Here is an 18,693-nt window from a genome sequence, read left to right as displayed (position 1 = left end):
GCTCAACTGTGTCGTCGCAAGGAAATGGCCATAAACAGACCCGGATCGGCGTTGGCCATGGCAAGGCGTCCGCCATAGGCTTCGACGATATCGGATACGATGGCCAGGCCAAGCCCGCTGCTGCCGCCCTTGCTGTCGAGCTGGACACCACGGGACAGAGCGGTCTCCCGATCGGCATCCGGTATGCCAGGACCATCATCGGCGACAGTGACGATTACCTCGTCAGCGGTGGAGGATGCATCGACACGCACTGACGACTTTGCGTAGCGCGCGGCGTTTTCGACCAGATTGCCGAGGATTTCCGACAAGTCGCCTTCATCCATCGGCGCTGTCAGATCCTCCGGGACGGTCATCTTGAATGAAAGCTGCTTGCCGCTTGGCGTGCGCTTGACGACGGCAATGACGCCGGCCGCGACCTGCGATACCCGGCAGGATGCCTCGCCGGAAACGCCGGGCGCGAGGCGGGCGCGCGCGAGCTCCCGCTCGACATGGCGCCGGATCGCTTCTGTGCTCTTCTCGATCTCGTCGGCCAGATCCGTCTCGCCTTTCTTGCGCAAGGCACGGATGTCAGCCGACAGGACCTGGAGCGGCGTCTTGAGGCCGTGCGCCAGATCGGTGGCGCGCGAACGGGCCCGAGCAAGAGCCTTCTCCTGGGCATTGAGAAGACGATTGATTTCGTCAGCGAGCGGCTGCACTTCGCTCGGTGCCACCACATCGAGCCGTGTCGTTCGCTGCGCAATCACGCTTCCGACGGCGGCCCGCAAGGTCTCCAGAGGTGCGAGACCGATCGTGATCTGGATGAAAAACGCGGCCATGAGAACTGCGGCGAGCATCAAGAGAGCCGGAGCAAGATCGCGAACATACTCGCTTACAGACGCCTCGATGGTTCGATGATCCTCCGCCACGACTGCGCGAAAGGACCGACCTCCGGCGTCGATGATTGTACGCTCGACCGCAATGCTGAGTTCTCCGCCAGGTCCCGTGAACTCCTCGACCGTTCGCATCTCACCCGTTGCGCTGCGGGCAGGCAGGACCAGCTTGGCGTCCCACAAAGATCGTGAGCGCTGGAGACCGCCGGTAGCGATGTCTTCGACCTGCCAGTAATAACCGGACAGCGGATTGGCGAAGCGCGGGTCGGTGAGCACCGGGGCTAACACCAGTTGGCCGTTGCTTGTGAAGGTCGTTGCGCCGATCAACTCATTGAGATCGACCGTCAGCTCGCCCACAACGCGCCGCTCGACGTGAAGTTCAAACAGATAGCGCAAGCCGGCGCCGGCTATGGCGAGCGCGACAAGAATCGAGATCGTTGCCGCCAGCCACAGCCTGAAGCGGATCGAGCCGCCCATCAGGCGGGATCATCGGGCATCAGATACCCGAAGCCGCGCCGCGTTTCGATGGCGCCACTCCCGAGCTTGCGACGCAAGCGCGCGACGATCACCTCGATCGTGTTCGGATCGCGGTCGTTCCCTGAATCGTAGAGATGCTCAGCAAGTTCGGTGGGCGCCACCACCCGACCAGCATGATGCATCAGAAACGCCAGGAGCCGGTATTCCAGCGGCGAAAGAGAAATGGGGACGCCACGGAGCGAAATACGCATCTGGCGCGTATCCAGAAGCAACGGCCCGGACCTCAGAACGGGTGCGGCCTGCCCGGCCGAACGACGCAGGATCGCCCGCAATCGGGCGAGCAGTTCTTCCATCTCAAAGGGTTTGGGAAGATAGTCGTCAGCACCGGAATTGATACCGTCCACGCGTTCGGTCCACGTACCTCTTGCCGTCAGGATGAGAACCGGAAACCTGCGCTCATTGGCCCGCCAGCGCTTCAAGACAGTGAGACCATCGAGCTTCGGCAACCCGAGGTCCAGGATCGCAGCATCGTAGTTCTCCACATCGCCTGCGAACCAGGCAGCCTCTCCATCGCGAACGATATCAACCGCCAGACCGGATGCCTTAAGGGCTGTAGCGATATCGGCGGCGATACGGGGCTCGTCCTCGGCAAGGAGGATCTTCATCAGTCCCCCTCCCTTTCGCGCATGATGACACCGGCACCGGCGTCAACATCGACAGTCTTTCGCCGGCCATCGGCGCCGACGACCTGGAATCGATAGACCCATTTGTTGGCCTTGCGGAGGAGGTCAACCGCGACGATGTCGCCTGGAGCCTGCGCGCGAACAATATCGAGGATATTGGAAAGGCCTTTTATCTCACCGTGTTCGTAGAGATCCCGCGCCCTGTCATGATCGCCATCGTCGTCCTCGTCAGCCCGCGCGGCAAGTGGCTGGGCCAGGACAAGCCCGGCCAGGCCCAGGATTGCGAGGCTCTTTAGTTTGACCATCATGAGGGAGGCATGTCGCACGTCGAAGCTTTCAATTTGCTGTCAACCATCCACAGCTGCCGGCAAGCAAAGGCTCGCTATCACGGCATCCTCGCGGCCAATCATGGCCGCGCAGAGAAAAGGATGTCGAAACCATGCGCAATTCCCTGTTCTTACTCGCAGCACTCGGATGCTTCTCGACCTTTGCCCTGCCGGCAGCCGCTGAATCTGAAGAAGGTTCATGCGCAGCGTCATCCTCATCCTCAATTGCCCCTGCCGGCCCAATCGATCTGGAGGCCATCCCCATGCAGGATGCCACCGGTCCCAAGGCGATCAAGGGCGTTGGCGATGACCACGAATGCGACGACAGTCACACTTCCAGTAAGGCCGTTTTCAGCAGCACTGACGAGGACGGCCAGGGGGACGACGACTGATACCGAAAAGCTTATGCCCAGCCCTTGAGCTGGGCGTCCGCTGATCAATTGCGCTATCGCCAAACTTACCCCCTCTATCTGCGCCATCCCTTGGCCACTCCGGAGATTTTCCTTGTCATGATCCCAGTCCAGCATATCCATCCCATGCTCGTGCATTTTCCCATTGTCCTCATCTACACTTTGGCGGCGATCGACCTTGTGGTGCTCGCTCGCGGCAACGCGGTGACCAAGCGTTCTGGCGTGGGGACGGTATCGACCTTTATCGCTCTCGCAGCCGGGGCGTTCGCGATTGGAACCTGGTTCTATGGGGGAATGGCACTCGATCATGCTGAAGCCGCCGGCTTCAGCAGTGACATAGCGGAGATCCACGAGAGCCTGGGAGGTATCACAGCGTTCGCGTTTCTGATCTGGGGCCTAGTGAGGCTCGGCCTTTGGGTGCGGAATCGTGAACTGCGGCTACTGACCATTGCTATTCCTCTGGTCGAAATTGGCGGAGCAATTCTGGTCACGGCGACGGCCTATTATGGTGGACTGCTTGTCTACGAACTTGGCGTGAACGTCGCTAAGACCGCGATCGCTGGTTGACGGGCACGCGCCTGGTTATTTGCAGCCCCAGCTTGGGTCATTTGTCTCGAGGGCAAAATGATTCAAATCAAGGCCCTTCGCTCATGCGGCATCTAAGAAGCCGGGAATGAAATATCTCCGGGGAGCGAGCATGCAAGCCGAAGCCATCATGAGCAAGCCAGTCATCTGCACGGACCCGTCCGCCTCGATCGCCGAGGTGGCCGGGCTGATGCTGTCCAATAAGATCAGCGGCCTGCCTGTTGTTCGCGGCGACGGCACGCTGGTGGGGATTGTCAGCGAGGGCGATTTCCTGCGACGAGGAGAACTGGACACCGAGCAAAAGCGCTCGCGCTGGCTAGAGTTTCTCGTCAGTCCTGGAAAGGCCGCCGACGAATATGTCCACGCCAATGGTCGACGGATCGAGGAGGTGATGTCCAGCGATGTCGTCACGGCGTCTCCCGCCGCGTCGCTCGCCGAGGTCGTCGAACTCATGACGCAACATCACGTCAAACGCATTCCGGTCATCGATGCCGGGAAAGTCGTCGGCATCATCACCCGTTCTGATCTGCTGCGGGCATTGCTCAGCGTCCTTCCGGATGCAGGCCGTTCGGTCATCGATGACGAGCAGATTCGCCACAACGTCGCTGGCGAGCTTGCAAAGCACAAATGGACCGGCAAAGACCTGATCCACGTGATGGTGAACAAGGGCGTGGTGATATTGAGCGGTGTCATCTTCGACGAACGTGAGCGCCAGGCAGCCTTTGTGGCAGCCGAAAACGTTGCCGGCGTAAAGGCTGTCAGGGATGGTCTCTTCTGCGCCGATCCGTTGTCCGTGGTGCTTGTTTCGTAGCGGCGGGACGATCCCGACGAACTTGCCACTGCAAGCCGCGGGTCCACGATCAATCTCGCTCGACAGCGAATTGTCGAGAATGAGAACATCACCAGCCGATTACCATGCCAAACGGGTTTGGATGCTCGCCTGAAGATGTGGCCACCAGCTGAAGAGGTCCGTGCTATCAAGCCCGCCAGGGCGATCCATGGAGTCCGGAGCCTACGCATCCGGTTGCGCTGGACCTCCAAGACGTACGGTCTTTCCAGAGGTTGAGTGACCCTCCATCCAGCTCGAGGCGTCGACGGTTCTAACGTTGACCGGCGGCGTGTTGCAGCCGTGCGATAAGATCACGGTTGCGGCAATAGTCTGGCGGATTATCGGCTTGCTGGTGTTCGTCGAGCCAGGTCGAGCATTCGTCCTGATGCCCACACGAGCGGCATCGGTCCACTGCCCGGTTGGTGACGGCGGCATGATCCGGCACCGATTTCAATTGTTTGTCGACGCCAAGCTTCTGCATCATGCGGCCCATCAGGGCGGTCCTGGCGTCGACTGAAACCAGATAATCGAGAAATGTCATGCTGATCACTCCTGCCTAGCGACCATCATTGTCATGTCGGCGGCCGCAATCATTGATCTCGATCAACAGCAGGCGTCGTTGCTAATCCCTGAGGCTAAACGGGAGGGCTTGGGCTCTGAGCTGAAGCGACAAGGCGGTCGAGAAAACGCCGTTGGCCGACTACCAACTTGTCCCGGGCCAAGGCTAGATCCAGCCATTCACCGCGGTCGACGTCGACAAACAATTGTCCCCGGCCACTGCGTGGTGGCCACTCCATAGCAGACAGATTGCTGCGCATCATCGCGGTGTCGAAATCACCCTCGAGCGCTGGGTTTGCCTTCTCGCTGGCGCTACTCACCCAAATTCAGCAGTGGGCCCTTGAGCTCCCAGCCTGTCTCTTCGGTGAACTCGCGCCGCGCCGTCCCCGCTAGGATTATACTCGCCCTTGCAATCGACCAGGCCCCAAGATCTCGCTTTTGCCAGAATGGGCCGCCTGGATGAACGAGCAGCACCTGCAGCCCCTTGTCCAATCTGCGATAAGGCAAAATGCCGGCGCTCTTTTCACGATGGTTTCAAGCCTCTCCACCCAGCCTATAATGTCGGGTACGCAGAATGAGACTTGGTGGCTCTGCCAATAGGTTGCCCCGGCCTCTTCGGGTGCGACTGCGGCTCCTCCTGGCCGAAGAACCCGCGCTTTGTCGCCTCTGAGGCCCATAGATAGAGCGCGGTGATAGCGACAAGTCCGGCAAGTATAGGCAGCGGCAAGGGCACGAAACCGAACCAGTCTGCGAACGGCAGATACGGAATCATGATCGCGACAAACCCGACGCCCAGTGTCAGCCAGGCGAGCAAGGGGCTCGGACGGCTCGCCCAAAAAGCGCGGTGCGTACGAACGATGAGCACGATTGCAAGCTCGGTCAGCAACGATTCGACAAACCAGGCTGTCTGGAATGCAGCCTCTGTGGCATGGGCGAAGAGCAGCAGGAACGCGAAGGTTGCGAAATCGAACAGCGAACTGACCAGGCCAAAGCTGATCATGAATCGCCTCACGAAACGGATGTCCCAGTGGCGCGGCCTGTGCAGCTGATCTGCGTCAACGTTGTCACTTGCGATGGCGAGTGAGGGCACGTCGGAAAGGAAATTGTTGAGCAGGATCTGCTTTGCCAGAAGTGGCAGGAAAGGCAGGAATAGCGAGGCGACCGCCATACTTATCATGTTGCCGAAATTGGCGCTGGTGGTGATGGAGATATATTTCATGGTGTTGGCGAAGGTCTTGCGGCCGTCGTCGACGCCCCGCACCAGCACTCCGAGATCCTGCTTGAGAAGGATGATATCGGCAGCCTCACGCGCGACATCGCATGCGGTGTCGACGGAGACCCCAATATCGGCCTCATGGAGCGCGGGCGCATCATTGATGCCGTCACCCAGATAGCCAACGACATGGCCCCTGCTCCGCAAGGCCTGGACAATGCGTTCTTTCTGGTTGGGATCGATCTCGACGAAGAGGTCAGTGTCCTGCACGGCTGCAAAGAGCGCGCTCTTGGTCAACTTCGACAGATCCTCCCCGGTCATGATCCGATCGCTACGCAAGCCGACCGCTTGAGCAAGATGGGCTGCAACGTAGCGGTTGTCGCCCGTAATGACGTTCACGGCGATGCCCCGGTGGGCGAGTTCGGCAAGCGTGCTCTTTACGCCTTCCTTGGGCGGGTCTAGGAAAAGCAGAAAGCCGGCGAAGGCGAGATCGACCTCGTCCTTCCTGCCATAGGTAGCGTGGCTTTCAAATCGACGCGTCGCTAGCCCCAGAACGCGATATCCTTCCGCGCTCCAGCGTCGAAACATCTTGTCGATCGCCGCGCGGTGCGTGTCTTCGAGAGGTTCCAGGCCTTTCGCTGTGCCGACGAAGCTGCAGGTTTCGAGGACGTTCTGTACTGCGCCTTTCGTGATCAGAAGATCTTCGCCATCCTTGGTTCGCACAACAACGGATAGGCGCTTGCGAATGAAATCATAAGGGATCTCGTCGACCTTGGTGAAAGCGGCCAATGATGCACCCTTGCCCGGCGCACCGGCGATGGCTTCGTCCAGCGGGTTCTTCAGTCCAGTGTGCAGGGTTGCGTTGAGACGTGCCCAAAGCAGGATGTCGGTTGACGGGTTGCCGTCGACATCAAGCCATCCGTCAAGGTGGATCACGCCTTCCGTCAGCGTGCCGGTCTTGTCGGTGCAAAGCACGTCCATGCTGCCCAGATTCTCGATGGCGTCGAGACGGCGCACGATGACGCCATTGGCAGCCATGGCGCGGGCGCCACGAGCAAGTGTTACACTGATAATGGCCGGGAGCAGTTCAGGTGTGAGGCCGACCGCGAGTGCCAGGGAAAACAACAGCGATTCTATCAGCGGACGATGCAGCATCAGATTGGCAAAAAACACGATGATGACAATCGCCAGCATGATCTCGGTCATCAGATAGCCAAACGATCTGATCCCGCGGGCAAAATCCGTTTCCGGGATTTGTCGCTCCAGTGCCGCTGCGATGGAGGCGAATTCGGTGCGCCGGCCGGTCGCTGCCGCAAGCACGGTCGCCGTGCCGCTGCGCACGGACGTACCGGTAAACACCGCATTGTTGCGTTGGGCGACGGACGCATCAGGATCTGATCGCCCCGCCGCCTTCAGGACGGGGAAGGTTTCGCCAGTCAGCACCGCCTCGCTGACATTGAAATCCCGCGCTTCGAGGATGACGCAGTCGGCAGGTATGAGGTTTCCGGCCGATAGCCGGATGAGGTCGCCCGGCACGATTTCTTCGGCAGAAACGGAGGATTCGACGCCATCTCGCAGCACGGTAGCCTTGCGCGAGATACGCTGTTTAAGTGCCTCTGTCGCCCGCGACGCCCCATACTCCTGGGTGAAGCTGAGAACGCAACTTGCCAGCACGATCGCCCCGATGATTGCGGCCTCCTGACCTGCACCGACGAAGGCCGAAACGCTAGCCGCGAAGATCAGGATCAGGACAAGCGGGCTACGGAACTGGCGAACGAACACGCTAAGCGCCGACGCGCCTGACTTCGAGGCCGGCGTATTCGCGCCGTATTTGATGAGCCGCGAGGCGGCATCCGACCCAGCCAGGCCCGATGTGGGCGAAGTTGCCAGACCTCGCACGAGATCTTCGCTGGTGATCGACCAATACGGACTTGCGGCCGCCGCAACGGAATGTTGGTCCACGCCAGAAGACACGATATTCGCCATCAGTATGACAGGAAGCGGTTGATGCTGCTCTCTTCGATCAGCGTGCGGGTGACGCCACCAAACGCCCATTCGCGCAGGCGGCTATGGCCATAGGCGCCTGAGACGATCATGTCGGCATTGATCAAGCGTGCGAATGTCAACAACTGCTCGCCATCGACTTCACCGGTGATCAGTTCCGTCTGCGCCATGATGCCATGGTGCTCAAGATAGACAGCGACATCGGCGAGACTGTCACGAACATTGTCGTCGCCTTTGGCGGCGGCGATCGTGGCGACGACAACCTCATTGGCCTTGGCCAGAAAAGGCAAGGCATCCGCCACCGCCCGTCGCGCCTCCCTGGTATCCTTCCAGGCAACCAGGACCGTATTAGCGCGGAGGTGTTCGACGTTGTTTCCGATGACCAGGACTGGCCGGCCGATGCCGAGCGCCAGGCTGCCAACATCGGCGGCGCGAAACACGTCGTCTCCCGACGCACCGGTCACGACAAGATCGGCTGCGCGGGCGAAAACGCTGAGGAAGCGGGTCGGGCTGCAGACGGCCTGTCCCCACTCGCTTGTGATCGAAGCCGGGACCAGGCTTTCGAACTCGGCACGCAGTTCGGCAAGCCTCTTTTCGATTTCAGTCCGCTGAATCTGCATGACCTCCCCTTCGTAGACCATGCCTTCACCCGTCGCGACCAAGGGCGGAACATCCGCCGCCGCCAGACCAATGAGATGGGCGCCGAAACGCTCTGCGAGTTCGATACCCACTTTCACAATCGCAGCAGGGGGCGTATCGACGGCGAGATTCGCGATTATGGACTTGTAGGACATTGGACGCGCCTTTCACTCAAGCGTTTCGAATGTGCTATGAATTGCATTCACGGGCGCTGGCTTCCTTGATGCGCGTCAAAGAACCGGCCAATCGCTTTTGCATCTAGACTTCGGCCTCGATCCGTTTTGTCTCTGATCGGAGAAGTGATAGTTAGGCCTTGTTTATGTGTCTCGAGCCTAAGGAACCGCGGGTGATCCAAGACGAAGCATTCAGTTTGACGCCTGGCGGGACGACGCTCGAATCCCTATTGTCGCAAATGTTCGATCGGGCGCCCGGGTTCATGGCTCTGATACGCGAGCCTGACCATGTGTTCGTACTGACCAATGCCGCCTACCAGCAACTCATTGGCGACCGGCAGGTTATTGGAAAATCGGCGCGCGAGGCCTTTCCCGAACTCGAAAGACACGAATTCCTCGAACGGCTCGACCGCGTGTACGTGACTGGCGAGTCCTACAGCGGCAAAGGCGTGAAGGTCGGATTCCGCAACAGCAGCAATGGGCCAATTGAAGAGCGTATCCTGGATGTTGTCTATCAGCCGATCAGGGCCGATGACGGTCGAATTACCGCCATCTTCATTGAAGGCACGGATGTCAGCGACCTCTCATTTGCGAATGCCGCGCTTCTGTTGCGCGAAGATCATCTGCGTTCAATCCTGGCGACCGTGCCTGATGCGATGGTCGTCATTGACGAGCAAGGCAGTATCCAGTCCTTCAGCACGGCCGCCGAAACGCTGTTCGGTTACCAGTCGGGCGAGGTCATCGGACAGAACGTCAAGATGCTGATGCCGGCGCCCTATCGCGAAGAGCACGATGCTTATCTGCTTCGCTACCTGACGACCGGGGAGCGTCGGATCATCGGGCTCGGCCGCACCGTGACCGGGGCACGCAAGGATGGCACGACTTTCCCGATGGAGCTTTCCGTCGGCGAAATGCACCCGGGAACCGGACGCTTCTTTACCGGCTTTTGCCGCGACCTGACTGAACGTCATCGCGCGGAAGCAAGAATTCAGGAACAGCAGCAGGAGCTTCTGCACATGGCGCGGTTTACCGCCCTTGGCGAGATGGCATCGACGCTCGCTCATGAGATCAACCAACCGCTGACAGCCATCACCAATTACCTGAAGGGCAGCCGACGGCTCCTGGAGAAGAGCACGGAAGCAAACGCGCCGATGCTGCGGGATGCCGTGGAAAAGGCCGCCGAGCAGGCCCTGCGGGCAGGCGACGTCATTCGTCATCTGCGCGATTTTGTTGCCAGGGGCGAAAGCGAGCGCCAGGTCGAGCGATTGCCGGCGCTCATCGAGGAAGCCTCGTCGCTCGCCCTGGTTGGTGCGAGGGAGATCAATGTCCAGATCGGCTACAAGCTCGACCCTGCCGCGGAACTGGTCTTGACCGATCGCATCCAAATTCAGCAGGTTCTGCTCAATCTGATGCGCAACGCAGTGGAGGCCATGCAGGAAACGCAGCGCCGTGAATTGAAAATCACAACCGTTGCCCGGGACGATGGCATGGCTGAAGTGAGCGTGATCGATACCGGTCCGGGGCTCGCGCCAGAGGTTTCGGCGCAACTGTTCCAGCCATTTGTGACCACCAAGAAGCAGGGTATGGGTGTCGGTCTCTCCATCTGCCGCACCATCGTTGAATCGCACGGCGGCCACATCTGGGCCGAGGCAATGCCGACGGGCGGCACCGCCTTTCGGTTCACCTTACGCATCGTTGAGAAGGATGAGGTCACAAATGGCCGACAGTGATCTGGTCCACGTCGTCGACGACGATGTTGATGTTCGCAAGTCTCTCGGTTTTCTGCTGGCGACAGCCGACTTTGCCGTACGCCTGTACGAGTCGGCCACTGCTTTTCTCTCAGCGGCGGATGGCCATCTCGACGGCTGCATCGTTACGGACGTGCGCATGCCGGGAATAGACGGCATCGAATTGCTACGGCAACTCAGAACAGGCGGCCACAAGATTCCGGTCATCATCATGACAGGTCACGCCGACGTGGCGCTCGCCGTTCAGGCCATGAAGGAAGGCGCTTCCGATTTCGTCGAAAAGCCGTTTGACGACGAGATGCTGATCCAGGCGATACGCTCTGCACTGGCCAACCGGAACGAGGCGAACGCGGCGCATCCCCAGTCCGCGGATATCCGCGCGCGTCTATCGACCTTGTCTGACCGCGAGCGCCAAGTGCTGGACGGACTCGTTGCCGGTTTACCCAACAAGACGATTGCCTACGATCTGGGGATCAGCCCGCGCACGGTCGAAATCCACCGGGCCAATGTCATGAGCAAAATGGAGGCGAGTAGTCTGTCACACCTGGTGCGTATGGCGTTGATCGTGGAGTCCCGACCCTAGGGAGAGTCCTCGAGAGGATTGCGATTTCTGACCTCGGTCCTTTCCCAATCCCAATCGCGCCAATGGGTCGGCCGGATGTCGAGACGGGCACCACTAGCAGCATTCTTCCAGCCCTCCTTTATCCTTCTGCAGGCAAACACAAGCGCGTGCTCGCCGTCTTCGTCGAAAACGGCCAGTTCTAGATCGCGACCAAAAGGAGCGCTTAGGATTGGTTTCCACATCGCATCAAAATCTTCGCAAACGGTGTGGCGCGCCTTGATCTGCATCACTTTTTGAAATTACCGGCAAAGCGGGCGCGATTGCCTGTGTCGAACCGATGTCGACCACAATTCCTGCGGCAGACGCCATACCGGCCGCAATCACATGCGCGCCGCGGGCAGCCCAATCGATCGCGATTGCAGCATTGATATCTGATCCGACGTCCATGGCGATGGGCACCATTTCCCTGAACTGCTCCATGACCTCGCTCCGGCGATGATCGGCCATCTTAGGCCGGCTGCCGAACCAGAATTTGATCCGCGTCAATCACCGCACAATCGCGGCATCTGCGCCATACGCCGATTGATCGTGATCAAGGACTGCGCCGCCTAGGAGCCTATCGTTCGACGGCAAAACGAGATTTGCCATGCGGTATACCTAGGTCGACGAAGGCGCAGTGGCGGCCAGCATGTTGCCAGAGGGCATCCTGGAGCACTGGTTCATTGCCAGCGGCGACCCGATCAGGGCCGGAGAGCGCATAGCCGAGGTTCGCGTCGAAAGCGCGCTGCACGAGATTGTCGCGCCGGCAGCTGGGCGTGCGACCATTGTCGCATCGGCGAATACCGTCATTAAACCTGGATCGATCCTGGCAATCCTGGTGTCGCAGCCTGCTTAAGCCCTCAGCGCCTCAGATTGCCGTTCAGCAATACACGCAAGGATTTCCAGCAATGGCGACCCGACACGCCGCGCCTGCGACCATTGTGAAGCCAAGGTGTTCTTTTTCAACCGCGAGAACCTCCGACAGTGTGAGACTTGCGACGACGCTTGCGCATCATCCGAGCCACAACAAGGCTGGCTCGGTCGACGGCAAGCGTGCATTGGGAAATCAGGCCTTCTACCACGACATCCTCAGCGCCCTTCGGTCCGCGACCAGGGTCGGCGAAGCACGAGCTGGCCACGCACATCCGCGAGTACAACACCGGCTTAAACAATCGCATTGTCGGCATCGAACCGGCGGATCCTCCTACCGAGGCCCAGATCCTGGCGCATGCGCAGTCGTTTCTTCGTGCCCCTGGCCGGATGTTGCCCTGGCCCTCTCCGGTAGCAGTTTGCTGGCCGGCAATTGGCCGCGAATAGCCGGAGCCGTTCAGACCCGATCGCCTGCCGCATTCGAGACTGGGTCACGGCTGCTGCAGCGTGCTGATATACGTGATGATTGCTTCGATCTGATCGGGGCTCGCAGTCCACTCTGGCATATCCGGATGGCCAGTCGAAATGCCCTCCGCAAGAGCTTCCTCCAGATCGGAGATCGGATAGCGCTTTGACAAGGTGCGAAATGGCGGAGCGTCGGGATGGTTGCTCCTGTCAGTTTTTCCGACGGCGTGACAGCGGGCGCAGTTGACCTCCACCAACGCCTTGCCATGCTCCGTTACGCTATCGGCCAAGGCTGGCTGCACACATCCGAGTAACATCAACGCAAATACGGAAGCCCTGAGACGACTATGTCTGTAAACGGCGTTCATGTTGTCTGACGACCTCCGCATTGCCGTCTACACGACAGTCTTAGCCGCGGCATCCTCGATCGCTATCCTGGCGCCCTTACGCATGTTTCTGGCCGTTTCGGAAGCGAGCCTGGAGGTCAATGCGGCGACCTTGCCGGCTTCGATCACGTATTGCGACGTCGCATTCTGCACGAAAGCAGCGAAGATGTCGAAGGCATCATTGAACTGCGGACCACTGATCAAGTCATCGGCCAGCCTCACGTCCTGCTCACAACGATGCTTCAGAAACGCCAGCGTTTCAACATTGAAGCGCATCATGGCCTTGAAGGCGTGCACCTGAAGGGACGCGGCGGCGAGGAAGAGCTTCTGGCCATTCTCCGCCACCGGCAACAATTGTGTGCCTAATGAGGATGGCTCGGGCTGAGTGTGCATTATCGACTACTCCGTTCTGAATCTCCACAGCACGACGTTGACGCCATTCGTCGTCATGTCCTTGATCAGGATCAACCCTATGGTCTTGCGGGCTGTACGAGCGTGCCGGCACCAGCCGTTTTCCTTGCTTTTACGCCTCCCTCTATTTGATGGCCAAGTCGGTTCAACCGCAGATGGAATGAGCGATGGCTTTTAAGATGATTATGGTGCAACTGGACGTAGACGCGACGCCGCGCCGCGCATCTCGATGGCATGGGATTTGGCTCAACGGCTCGAGGCCGACCTCTGGCTTCTAGCGCCGCCGAGCCGCATTTTGTCCTTCCGACCGGCACTGACGACCAGGCCGCGCCCAAGGCGTTGTGGTGCCAGGTGGAGGAGATAGAAGGTCGCCTCGACTGCCTGAGAGAGGAATTCCTGAGCACCGTCAACGGCAGCAATCGTGCATCTTGGCGCGCAAAGATAGGCAATCCCACGCGCGAACTTGCACTCAATGCGCGTGCTGCCGATTTGATCTTGACCGGCTCGCCGTCGACCGATCTGGTGGTCGACCATAATCGTATGCTGGATGCGGCGAGTCTCATCCTGGCGTCCCGTGGCGACGATGTCGCGGACGTTAGCTCTTTCTGGCACGGCACGGAGTGACAGCGCGATCTGTGGTCTTGGATGCGCGCCTCTCCGAACCGGCGGACATCCTCCTGCAGATCGGACAGGATATTGCGGCCGATCTCATAGTTCTCGGCGGCTACGGTCACAGTCGGCTACTGGAGAGGACCTTTGGCGGCGTGACGCGTTCTGTGCTGCGCAGCGGATCATTGCATCGGTTCATATCGACCTGAGCAGGCGGAGCCTCGGAGTCGTGATTTTGACATGAATCAAGGTCGTCCGTTGCCGCAAAGGGTTACGTCCAACCCTTGCCAAATTCGGTGTAGCCGATGCCCGCAGCGCGACAGCGAGTAAATAAGGAGATTCGGACATGAATTATCAGCGGTTCTTCGAGGACGCGATCGACCAGCTCCATGCGGAACGACGCTACCGCGTCTTTGCCGACCTCGAGCGCATAGCGGGCAAATTTCCGCGTGCCATCTGGCGCGCCAACGGCCGCGCAGAGGAAATCACCGTCTGGTGCTCCAACGACTATCTCGGCATGGGCCAGCACCCGGATGTCATCGCAGCGTTCCAGAACGCGGCGGGCCGGATGGGTTCGGGCGCCGGCGGCACCCGCAACATCTCCGGCACCAGCAATCCGCTGGTCGAACTCGAGCATGAGCTCGCCGACCTGCACGACAAGGAAGCCGCGCTGGTCTTCACCTCCGGTTTTGTCTCCAACGAAGCCTCGATCTCGACCATCGCGCGGCTTTTGCCCAACTGCCTGATCATTTCGGACGAGCTCAACCATGCCTCGATGATCGAAGGCGTGCGGCGCTCGGGCGCGGAAAAGAAGATTTTTCGCCACAACGATGTCGCGCACCTGGAAAGCCTGCTGCAGGCGGCGGGCCGCGAACGCGCCAAGCTGATCGTGTTCGAGAGCGTCTATTCGATGGATGGCGATATCGCGCCGATCCGGGAGATCGTCGACCTCGCCGAGCGCTATAACGCCATGACCTATATCGACGAGGTCCACGCCGTGGGCATGTATGGTCCGCGCGGCGGTGGCATCACCGAGCGGGAAGGCCTCGCCGACCGCATCAACATCATCGAGGGCACGCTGGCCAAGGCTTTCGGCACGCTGGGCGGCTACATCACCGGCACGAGTGCTGTCATCGACGCCGTGCGCTCCTATGCGCCGGGCTTCATCTTCACCACCGCGCTGCCGCCGGCCATCGCCGCCGCTGCCACCACCTCGATCCGTCATCTCAAGCGCTCGCAGGCCGAGCGTGACGCCCAGCAGCAGCAGGCGACGCGGACCAAGCAGATCCTCTCCGCCGCCGGCCTGCCGGTGATGGAATCGGCGACCCATATCGTGCCAGTGCTGGTTGGCGACCCCGAGCTTTGCAAGATGGCAAGCGACCGGCTGCTCGGCGTGCACGGCATCTACATCCAGCCGATCAACTATCCGACCGTGCCGCGCGGCACGGAGCGGCTGCGCATCACGCCGACGCCGTTCCATTCGGATGCGCTGATCGCCGAGCTGCAGGACGCCCTGGTCGAGACCTGGGACGCGCTCGGCATTTCCTATGGTTCAGCAGGACGACCTTCCGTGGCCAAGACCGACCGGATCATTCCCCTGCTGGTGCAGCAGGCTTTTGGCTGAACTGGCGCCCAGCACCTCCGGTTCGTTTGACGCAGAGCCCGAACGATTTGATCCCGCTCAATGCTCAGAGCCTTATTATGCCCCAGAATGGCGCCAAATCTCAGGAGCATCGCCATGGGTCCTTGTCCTCACACGTCCTTCGCTGACTTCACGCATGCCGGCCAGCAGGCGCAACAATGGGTCAAGGAGCTCGCCAAAGACCTCTGCTGGAGCGAACCGAGCGCGTGCCGGCTGCTGAGGGCTGTCCTGCACACGGTGCGGGACTGGCTGTCGCCGGCGGAAATGGCCGATCTCTCGGCGCAACTGCCTGTTTTGGTCCGCGGCATCTATTTCGAAGGTTGGAAGCCGTCGGTGCCTGCGCATGAGCGCACGAAGCGCGACTTCATTATCAGTGTCAGAAACAGTTTCGGCTACGATGAGGAGATCGATTTCGATGTCGCGATCAGTGCCGTGTTCAAGCTTCTCGACCGTCACATTTCGCATGGCGAGATCGTACAGGTCAGAAACTCGATGAAAAAGTCGCTGCGAAACCTGTGGCCGGTGGATTGACCGATGTTCCGTGACCGGGAAGACGCTGGAGCGAAGCTTGGCCTGGAGCTGAGCAGACTTCAACTGCATCGGCCCATCGTACTGGCATTGCCGCGTGGCGGCGTGCCCGTCGCAGTGGAAGTGGCCAAAGCCCTCAACGCTCCTCTTGACCTGCTGATCGTCCGCAAGATCGGCGCCCCGGGCAATCCCGAATTGGCTGTTGCCGCAATCATCGATGGCGACCCTGGGGAGGTCGTGCTGAACCGTGAAATTGTCGAGCCTATGGGCTCGACGACGACGCCTTACGTGTCTTGATTGCAAATGAACGTCCTGAACTCGAACGCCGGCGCGTTGCCTATCGTGGCAAGACCAAACCGATGTCGATCGCAGGAAAGACGGCTATCATCGTCGATGACGGTGTCGCGACCGGTACGACCATGAAAATCGCGATCCGCGCCCTCAAGCGCCGGTCACCGAGGGAAATCGTCGTGGCGGTTCCCGTTTCACCGCAAGTGACGGTCGCCGCGCTGGAGCAGGAAGCGGACCGTGTAGTCTGCCTCAGTAGGCCAGGACAGTTCCAGGCCTTGAGCCATCATTATCGCCAGTTCCCGCAACTCTCTGACAACGACGTTGTCTCCGCTATGGACGAGGCTGCCCAGCTGTACAAAACTGGCCAGTGGCACGTTTCCGGCCTGGTTCAAAGGCCATGAAGAACAGGAGATCGAACTGATGCAGATCCGCACGCTTTCTGCTTTGGAATGTACCAAATTGCTGACGGCCAATCGCGTGGGCCGCCTGGCATGCGCAAAGGATGGACAGCCCTATGTCGTGCCGTTCCACTACGCCTATTCGGACGCCCATCTTTACGCGTTTTCCATGCCGGGCAAAAAGATCGAATGGATGCGGGCCAATCCGCTGGTGTGCGTCCAGGTGGATGAGCATGGACAGGGGCGGGGATGGAGAAGCGTCGTTGTTGACGGCCGATACGAAGAACTGCCTGACCGGATCGGCCACAAGCTTGAGCGGGATCATGCCTGGACGGTCTTGAGCAAGCACTCCGACTGGTGGGAACCCGGCGCACTCAAGCCGCTGGTTCCTCCCACAGCCGACAGTGCGCCGCATGTCTTCTTTCGGATCCTGATCGAACGGGTATCGGGACGGGAAGCGAGCGAGTAGTCATTCCATCAATTTGCGCGAGATGCGAAGGGCTGGCGCAATCTGCACCGGCCCTTTTGGATTGTTATCGCGCCATTAAGACCGGTAGTGACGAGCCCTCAAGCATTGACTTAGTGACCCCGCCGAAGATTCGCTCCCGCAGGCGGGAATGACCATAGGCGCCCATGACCAAGAGCTCGGCCGCGACGTCGCCGGCATGCTGGCGAAGCACGTCGGCAACCGAATGATTCGAACTCGGTAGCCGCTCGACGGTAACCTTCACGCCGTGCCGGGCAAGATAAGCCGCGGCATCTGCACCTGGCTCGTCGCCGTGATGGAACTCATTTTCGATGGGATCGATGATGACAAGGCGCACATCTTCGGCGCCTTTCAGCATATCGAGCGACTCGCGGACGGCGCGCGATGACTCCAGGCGGGCGTCCCATGCAACGAGGATGCGTTTCGGCTTCAGCGTCGGGCGCGAGCCCTCGGGAACAAGCAGGATGGGCTTTCCCGATGAAAACAGCGTGCCCTCGATGACTTTCTCCTTCAGCGCATGGCTTGCCAGCAGATCTGGTCCGAGAAGGGTCAGATCGGCGTAGCGGGCACGCCTTCCGATGACGTCGTCGGCCCATCCCATGTCGGGATAGTCGTCGCTCAGATCGGCCGATACGGCAGTCTGGGAGAGAAAGCCGGCGACGTCTGATTTTCGTTTCTCAAGCCTTCTCAACTCGGCCTGCCGCTCCGCAAGCCAGGCAGGCGAGACGACAGCGGCATACTCGCCCCCAGAGGGCGGCGCGGCCAGCTCGAGAACGAGCACGGAGAGATGGGCACCGACCTGTTCGCACAGTGAGGCGGCCAGCTTTAGATCGGCTTCGCCCTGGTTCGGCCCAGTAACCGTAAGCAGCGTCCTGAAAGTCACGGCGGCAACTCCTGATTTCGATTGAAAGGTCAATCTGGCTTCAGTCATTAGCGCGGGTGCCCGGCGCGCTCATTGCGCTGAATCAAATACCGTGACCGCGGGGCATTTGATCCGCATCAACGTACTGCCAAACCAGGGCTGTAGGTTTTCAGCTAATCAATCGGAAAACGCAGATGAAATTCCTGATCGCGGCGGCTCTGGCAGGATTGGCCTTCAACGCGGCTCGCGCCCAGGAACTTGGCGACGGCAAGGCCGAATACATGAACTCGTGCGCGGTCTGCCATGGTCCGGAAGGCAAGGGGGACGGCCCGTTGGCGACGAGTTGTTGAAGCGGCCGAGCGACCTGACGCGCCTCTCCAGGCGCAATGGCGGCGAATTCCCTTACTGGCGTGTTTATGCCGTGATCGACGGCCGCGCCATGGTGCCGGCGCATGGCGAGCGCGACATGCCGGTGTGGGGCAGCCAATTCCTGCCTGCCGACGTGAAGAAATATGGCCCGAACGCAGGCGAAATCGTCACCAGGGAACGGATCCATGAGTTGGCAGGCTATGTCCAGACATTGCAGCAATGAACGCAGCTCGCGCAAACGAAATACGCAAAACACACGT

General features: G+C 60.0%; 25 protein-coding genes and 1 pseudogene. 15 read left to right on the top strand and 11 right to left on the bottom strand.

From position 1 onward, the window contains the following. Nucleotides 1-2 precede the first annotated feature (2 nt). Genes FJ986_RS20215 through FJ986_RS20205 form a run of 3 tightly spaced genes read right to left on the bottom strand, consistent with a single transcriptional unit; the run spans nucleotide 3 to nucleotide 2,337 of the window. Complete coding sequence (locus FJ986_RS20215; RefSeq protein WP_140522885.1) at nucleotides 3-1,346, bottom strand: HAMP domain-containing sensor histidine kinase; 1,344 nt, start codon at nucleotides 1,344-1,346, stop codon at nucleotides 3-5. Continuing rightward, nucleotides 1,346-2,011 (bottom strand): response regulator transcription factor, encoded by a 666-nt coding sequence (locus FJ986_RS20210; RefSeq protein WP_140522887.1) that lies wholly within the window; start codon nucleotides 2,009-2,011, stop codon nucleotides 1,346-1,348. Before FJ986_RS20210 ends, FJ986_RS20215 begins: the two co-directional genes overlap by 1 nt. Next, the gene (locus FJ986_RS20205; protein ID WP_140522889.1) at nucleotides 2,011-2,337 is read right to left on the bottom strand and encodes a PepSY domain-containing protein; all 327 of its coding nucleotides are present in this window, start codon (nucleotides 2,335-2,337) and stop codon (nucleotides 2,011-2,013) included. The genes FJ986_RS20210 and FJ986_RS20205 overlap by 1 nt, the downstream gene beginning before the upstream one ends. A gap of 131 nt (nucleotides 2,338-2,468) precedes the next feature. Here FJ986_RS20205 and FJ986_RS20200 point away from each other — a divergent pair, with 131 nt between their 5' ends. From FJ986_RS20200 to FJ986_RS20190, 3 genes are all read left to right on the top strand, one after another. Then, nucleotides 2,469-2,747 (top strand): hypothetical protein, encoded by a 279-nt coding sequence (locus FJ986_RS20200; protein ID WP_140522891.1) that lies wholly within the window; start codon nucleotides 2,469-2,471, stop codon nucleotides 2,745-2,747. 117 nt (nucleotides 2,748-2,864) lie between these two features. Then, nucleotides 2,865-3,332 carry a DUF2231 domain-containing protein gene (locus FJ986_RS20195; RefSeq protein ID WP_140522893.1) on the top strand — a complete coding sequence of 156 codons (468 nt, stop codon included), beginning with the start codon at nucleotides 2,865-2,867 and terminating at the stop codon, nucleotides 3,330-3,332. 130 nt (nucleotides 3,333-3,462) lie between these two features. After that, nucleotides 3,463-4,161, top strand: a complete 699-nt coding sequence (locus FJ986_RS20190) for a CBS domain-containing protein (protein ID WP_140522895.1) — start codon at nucleotides 3,463-3,465, stop codon at nucleotides 4,159-4,161. A 289-nt stretch (nucleotides 4,162-4,450) separates the two neighbouring features. On the opposite strand, the gene FJ986_RS20185 is transcribed toward FJ986_RS20190, so the two are convergent. From FJ986_RS20185 to FJ986_RS20170, 4 genes and pseudogenes are all read right to left on the bottom strand, one after another. Further along, entirely contained in the window at nucleotides 4,451-4,720 is a 270-nt protein-coding gene (locus FJ986_RS20185; RefSeq protein ID WP_140522897.1) for a DUF6455 family protein, read from the bottom strand. Between the two features lie 94 nt (nucleotides 4,721-4,814). Continuing rightward, nucleotides 4,815-5,247 (bottom strand): annotated as a pseudogene (locus FJ986_RS30915) (NUDIX hydrolase). Nucleotides 5,248-5,290: 43 nt separating this feature from the next. Beyond that, nucleotides 5,291-7,936 carry a magnesium-translocating P-type ATPase gene (gene mgtA, locus FJ986_RS20175; protein ID WP_224656229.1) on the bottom strand — a complete coding sequence of 882 codons (2,646 nt, stop codon included), beginning with the start codon at nucleotides 7,934-7,936 and terminating at the stop codon, nucleotides 5,291-5,293. Further along, a complete protein-coding gene (locus FJ986_RS20170) occupies nucleotides 7,936-8,748 on the bottom strand; it encodes a universal stress protein (protein WP_140675463.1) in 813 nt (270 codons plus the stop codon). The genes mgtA and FJ986_RS20170 overlap by 1 nt, the downstream gene beginning before the upstream one ends. A 257-nt stretch (nucleotides 8,749-9,005) precedes the next feature. On the opposite strand from FJ986_RS20170, the gene FJ986_RS20165 reads away from it, so the two are divergent. Next, a complete protein-coding gene (locus FJ986_RS20165; protein WP_224656241.1) occupies nucleotides 9,006-10,496 on the top strand; it encodes a PAS domain-containing sensor histidine kinase in 1,491 nt (496 codons plus the stop codon). Next, a complete protein-coding gene (fixJ, locus tag FJ986_RS20160) occupies nucleotides 10,483-11,097 on the top strand; it encodes a response regulator FixJ (RefSeq protein ID WP_140522905.1) in 615 nt (204 codons plus the stop codon). Before FJ986_RS20165 ends, fixJ begins: the two co-directional genes overlap by 14 nt. A 225-nt stretch (nucleotides 11,098-11,322) precedes the next feature. Here the strand turns inward: fixJ and FJ986_RS20150 are convergent, their stop codons facing one another. Then, a complete protein-coding gene (locus tag FJ986_RS20150; RefSeq protein ID WP_140527996.1) occupies nucleotides 11,323-11,556 on the bottom strand; it encodes a hypothetical protein in 234 nt (77 codons plus the stop codon). A 196-nt stretch (nucleotides 11,557-11,752) separates the two neighbouring features. On the opposite strand from FJ986_RS20150, the gene FJ986_RS20145 reads away from it, so the two are divergent. Continuing rightward, nucleotides 11,753-11,971: a biotin/lipoyl-containing protein gene (locus FJ986_RS20145; RefSeq protein WP_224656228.1), complete on the top strand. Its 219-nt coding sequence runs from the start codon at nucleotides 11,753-11,755 to the stop codon at nucleotides 11,969-11,971. 505 nt (nucleotides 11,972-12,476) lie between these two features. Here the strand turns inward: FJ986_RS20145 and FJ986_RS20140 are convergent. Further along, the gene (locus FJ986_RS20140; RefSeq protein WP_140523410.1) at nucleotides 12,477-12,767 is read right to left on the bottom strand and encodes a cytochrome c; all 291 of its coding nucleotides are present in this window, start codon (nucleotides 12,765-12,767) and stop codon (nucleotides 12,477-12,479) included. 78 nt (nucleotides 12,768-12,845) lie between these two features. Further along, the gene (locus FJ986_RS20135) at nucleotides 12,846-13,229 is read right to left on the bottom strand and encodes a phasin family protein (RefSeq protein ID WP_140522910.1); all 384 of its coding nucleotides are present in this window, start codon (nucleotides 13,227-13,229) and stop codon (nucleotides 12,846-12,848) included. 369 nt (nucleotides 13,230-13,598) lie between these two features. Here FJ986_RS20135 and FJ986_RS20130 point away from each other — a divergent pair, with 369 nt between their 5' ends. The 7 genes from FJ986_RS20130 (at nucleotide 13,599) to FJ986_RS20105 (ending at nucleotide 17,184) form a co-directional block, all read left to right on the top strand. Further along, entirely contained in the window at nucleotides 13,599-13,871 is a 273-nt protein-coding gene (locus FJ986_RS20130) for a hypothetical protein (RefSeq protein WP_140522912.1), read from the top strand. Then, nucleotides 13,868-14,065, top strand: a complete 198-nt coding sequence (locus FJ986_RS20125; RefSeq protein ID WP_224656227.1) for a universal stress protein — start codon at nucleotides 13,868-13,870, stop codon at nucleotides 14,063-14,065. The genes FJ986_RS20130 and FJ986_RS20125 overlap by 4 nt, the downstream gene beginning before the upstream one ends. 137 nt (nucleotides 14,066-14,202) lie before the next feature. Beyond that, entirely contained in the window at nucleotides 14,203-15,480 is a 1,278-nt protein-coding gene (gene hemA, locus FJ986_RS20120) for a 5-aminolevulinate synthase (protein ID WP_140522914.1), read from the top strand. 114 nt (nucleotides 15,481-15,594) lie between these two features. After that, nucleotides 15,595-16,029, top strand: coding sequence for a DUF2267 domain-containing protein (locus FJ986_RS20115; protein WP_140522916.1), 435 nt, complete (start codon nucleotides 15,595-15,597; stop codon nucleotides 16,027-16,029). A gap of 3 nt (nucleotides 16,030-16,032) precedes the next feature. Then, entirely contained in the window at nucleotides 16,033-16,323 is a 291-nt protein-coding gene (locus FJ986_RS30905) for a phosphoribosyltransferase family protein (RefSeq protein ID WP_224656349.1), read from the top strand. Next, nucleotides 16,320-16,718 (top strand): phosphoribosyltransferase family protein, encoded by a 399-nt coding sequence (locus tag FJ986_RS30900; protein WP_224656350.1) that lies wholly within the window; start codon nucleotides 16,320-16,322, stop codon nucleotides 16,716-16,718. Before FJ986_RS30905 ends, FJ986_RS30900 begins: the two co-directional genes overlap by 4 nt. Before the next feature lie 19 nt (nucleotides 16,719-16,737). Next, nucleotides 16,738-17,184, top strand: a complete 447-nt coding sequence (locus FJ986_RS20105) for a pyridoxamine 5'-phosphate oxidase family protein (protein WP_140522918.1) — start codon at nucleotides 16,738-16,740, stop codon at nucleotides 17,182-17,184. Between the two features lie 64 nt (nucleotides 17,185-17,248). Here FJ986_RS20105 and FJ986_RS20100 read toward each other — a convergent pair whose 3' ends face one another. Continuing rightward, entirely contained in the window at nucleotides 17,249-18,085 is an 837-nt protein-coding gene (locus tag FJ986_RS20100; protein ID WP_140522920.1) for a universal stress protein, read from the bottom strand. Nucleotides 18,086-18,258: 173 nt separating this feature from the next. On the opposite strand from FJ986_RS20100, the gene FJ986_RS31185 reads away from it, so the two are divergent. Together FJ986_RS31185 and FJ986_RS31180 are read left to right on the top strand one after the other, a co-directional pair. Next, nucleotides 18,259-18,414 (top strand): c-type cytochrome, encoded by a 156-nt coding sequence (locus tag FJ986_RS31185; protein WP_318013166.1) that lies wholly within the window; start codon nucleotides 18,259-18,261, stop codon nucleotides 18,412-18,414. Beyond that, nucleotides 18,411-18,656, top strand: a complete 246-nt coding sequence (locus FJ986_RS31180; protein WP_318013167.1) for a hypothetical protein — start codon at nucleotides 18,411-18,413, stop codon at nucleotides 18,654-18,656. Before FJ986_RS31185 ends, FJ986_RS31180 begins: the two co-directional genes overlap by 4 nt. Nucleotides 18,657-18,693: the final 37 nt, after the last annotated feature.

Origin of the sequence: Mesorhizobium sp. B1-1-1, assembly GCF_006442955.1 — a bacterium.
Taxonomy (GTDB): domain Bacteria; phylum Pseudomonadota; class Alphaproteobacteria; order Rhizobiales; family Rhizobiaceae; genus Mesorhizobium.
This window is presented reverse-complemented; position numbering and strand designations above follow the sequence as displayed.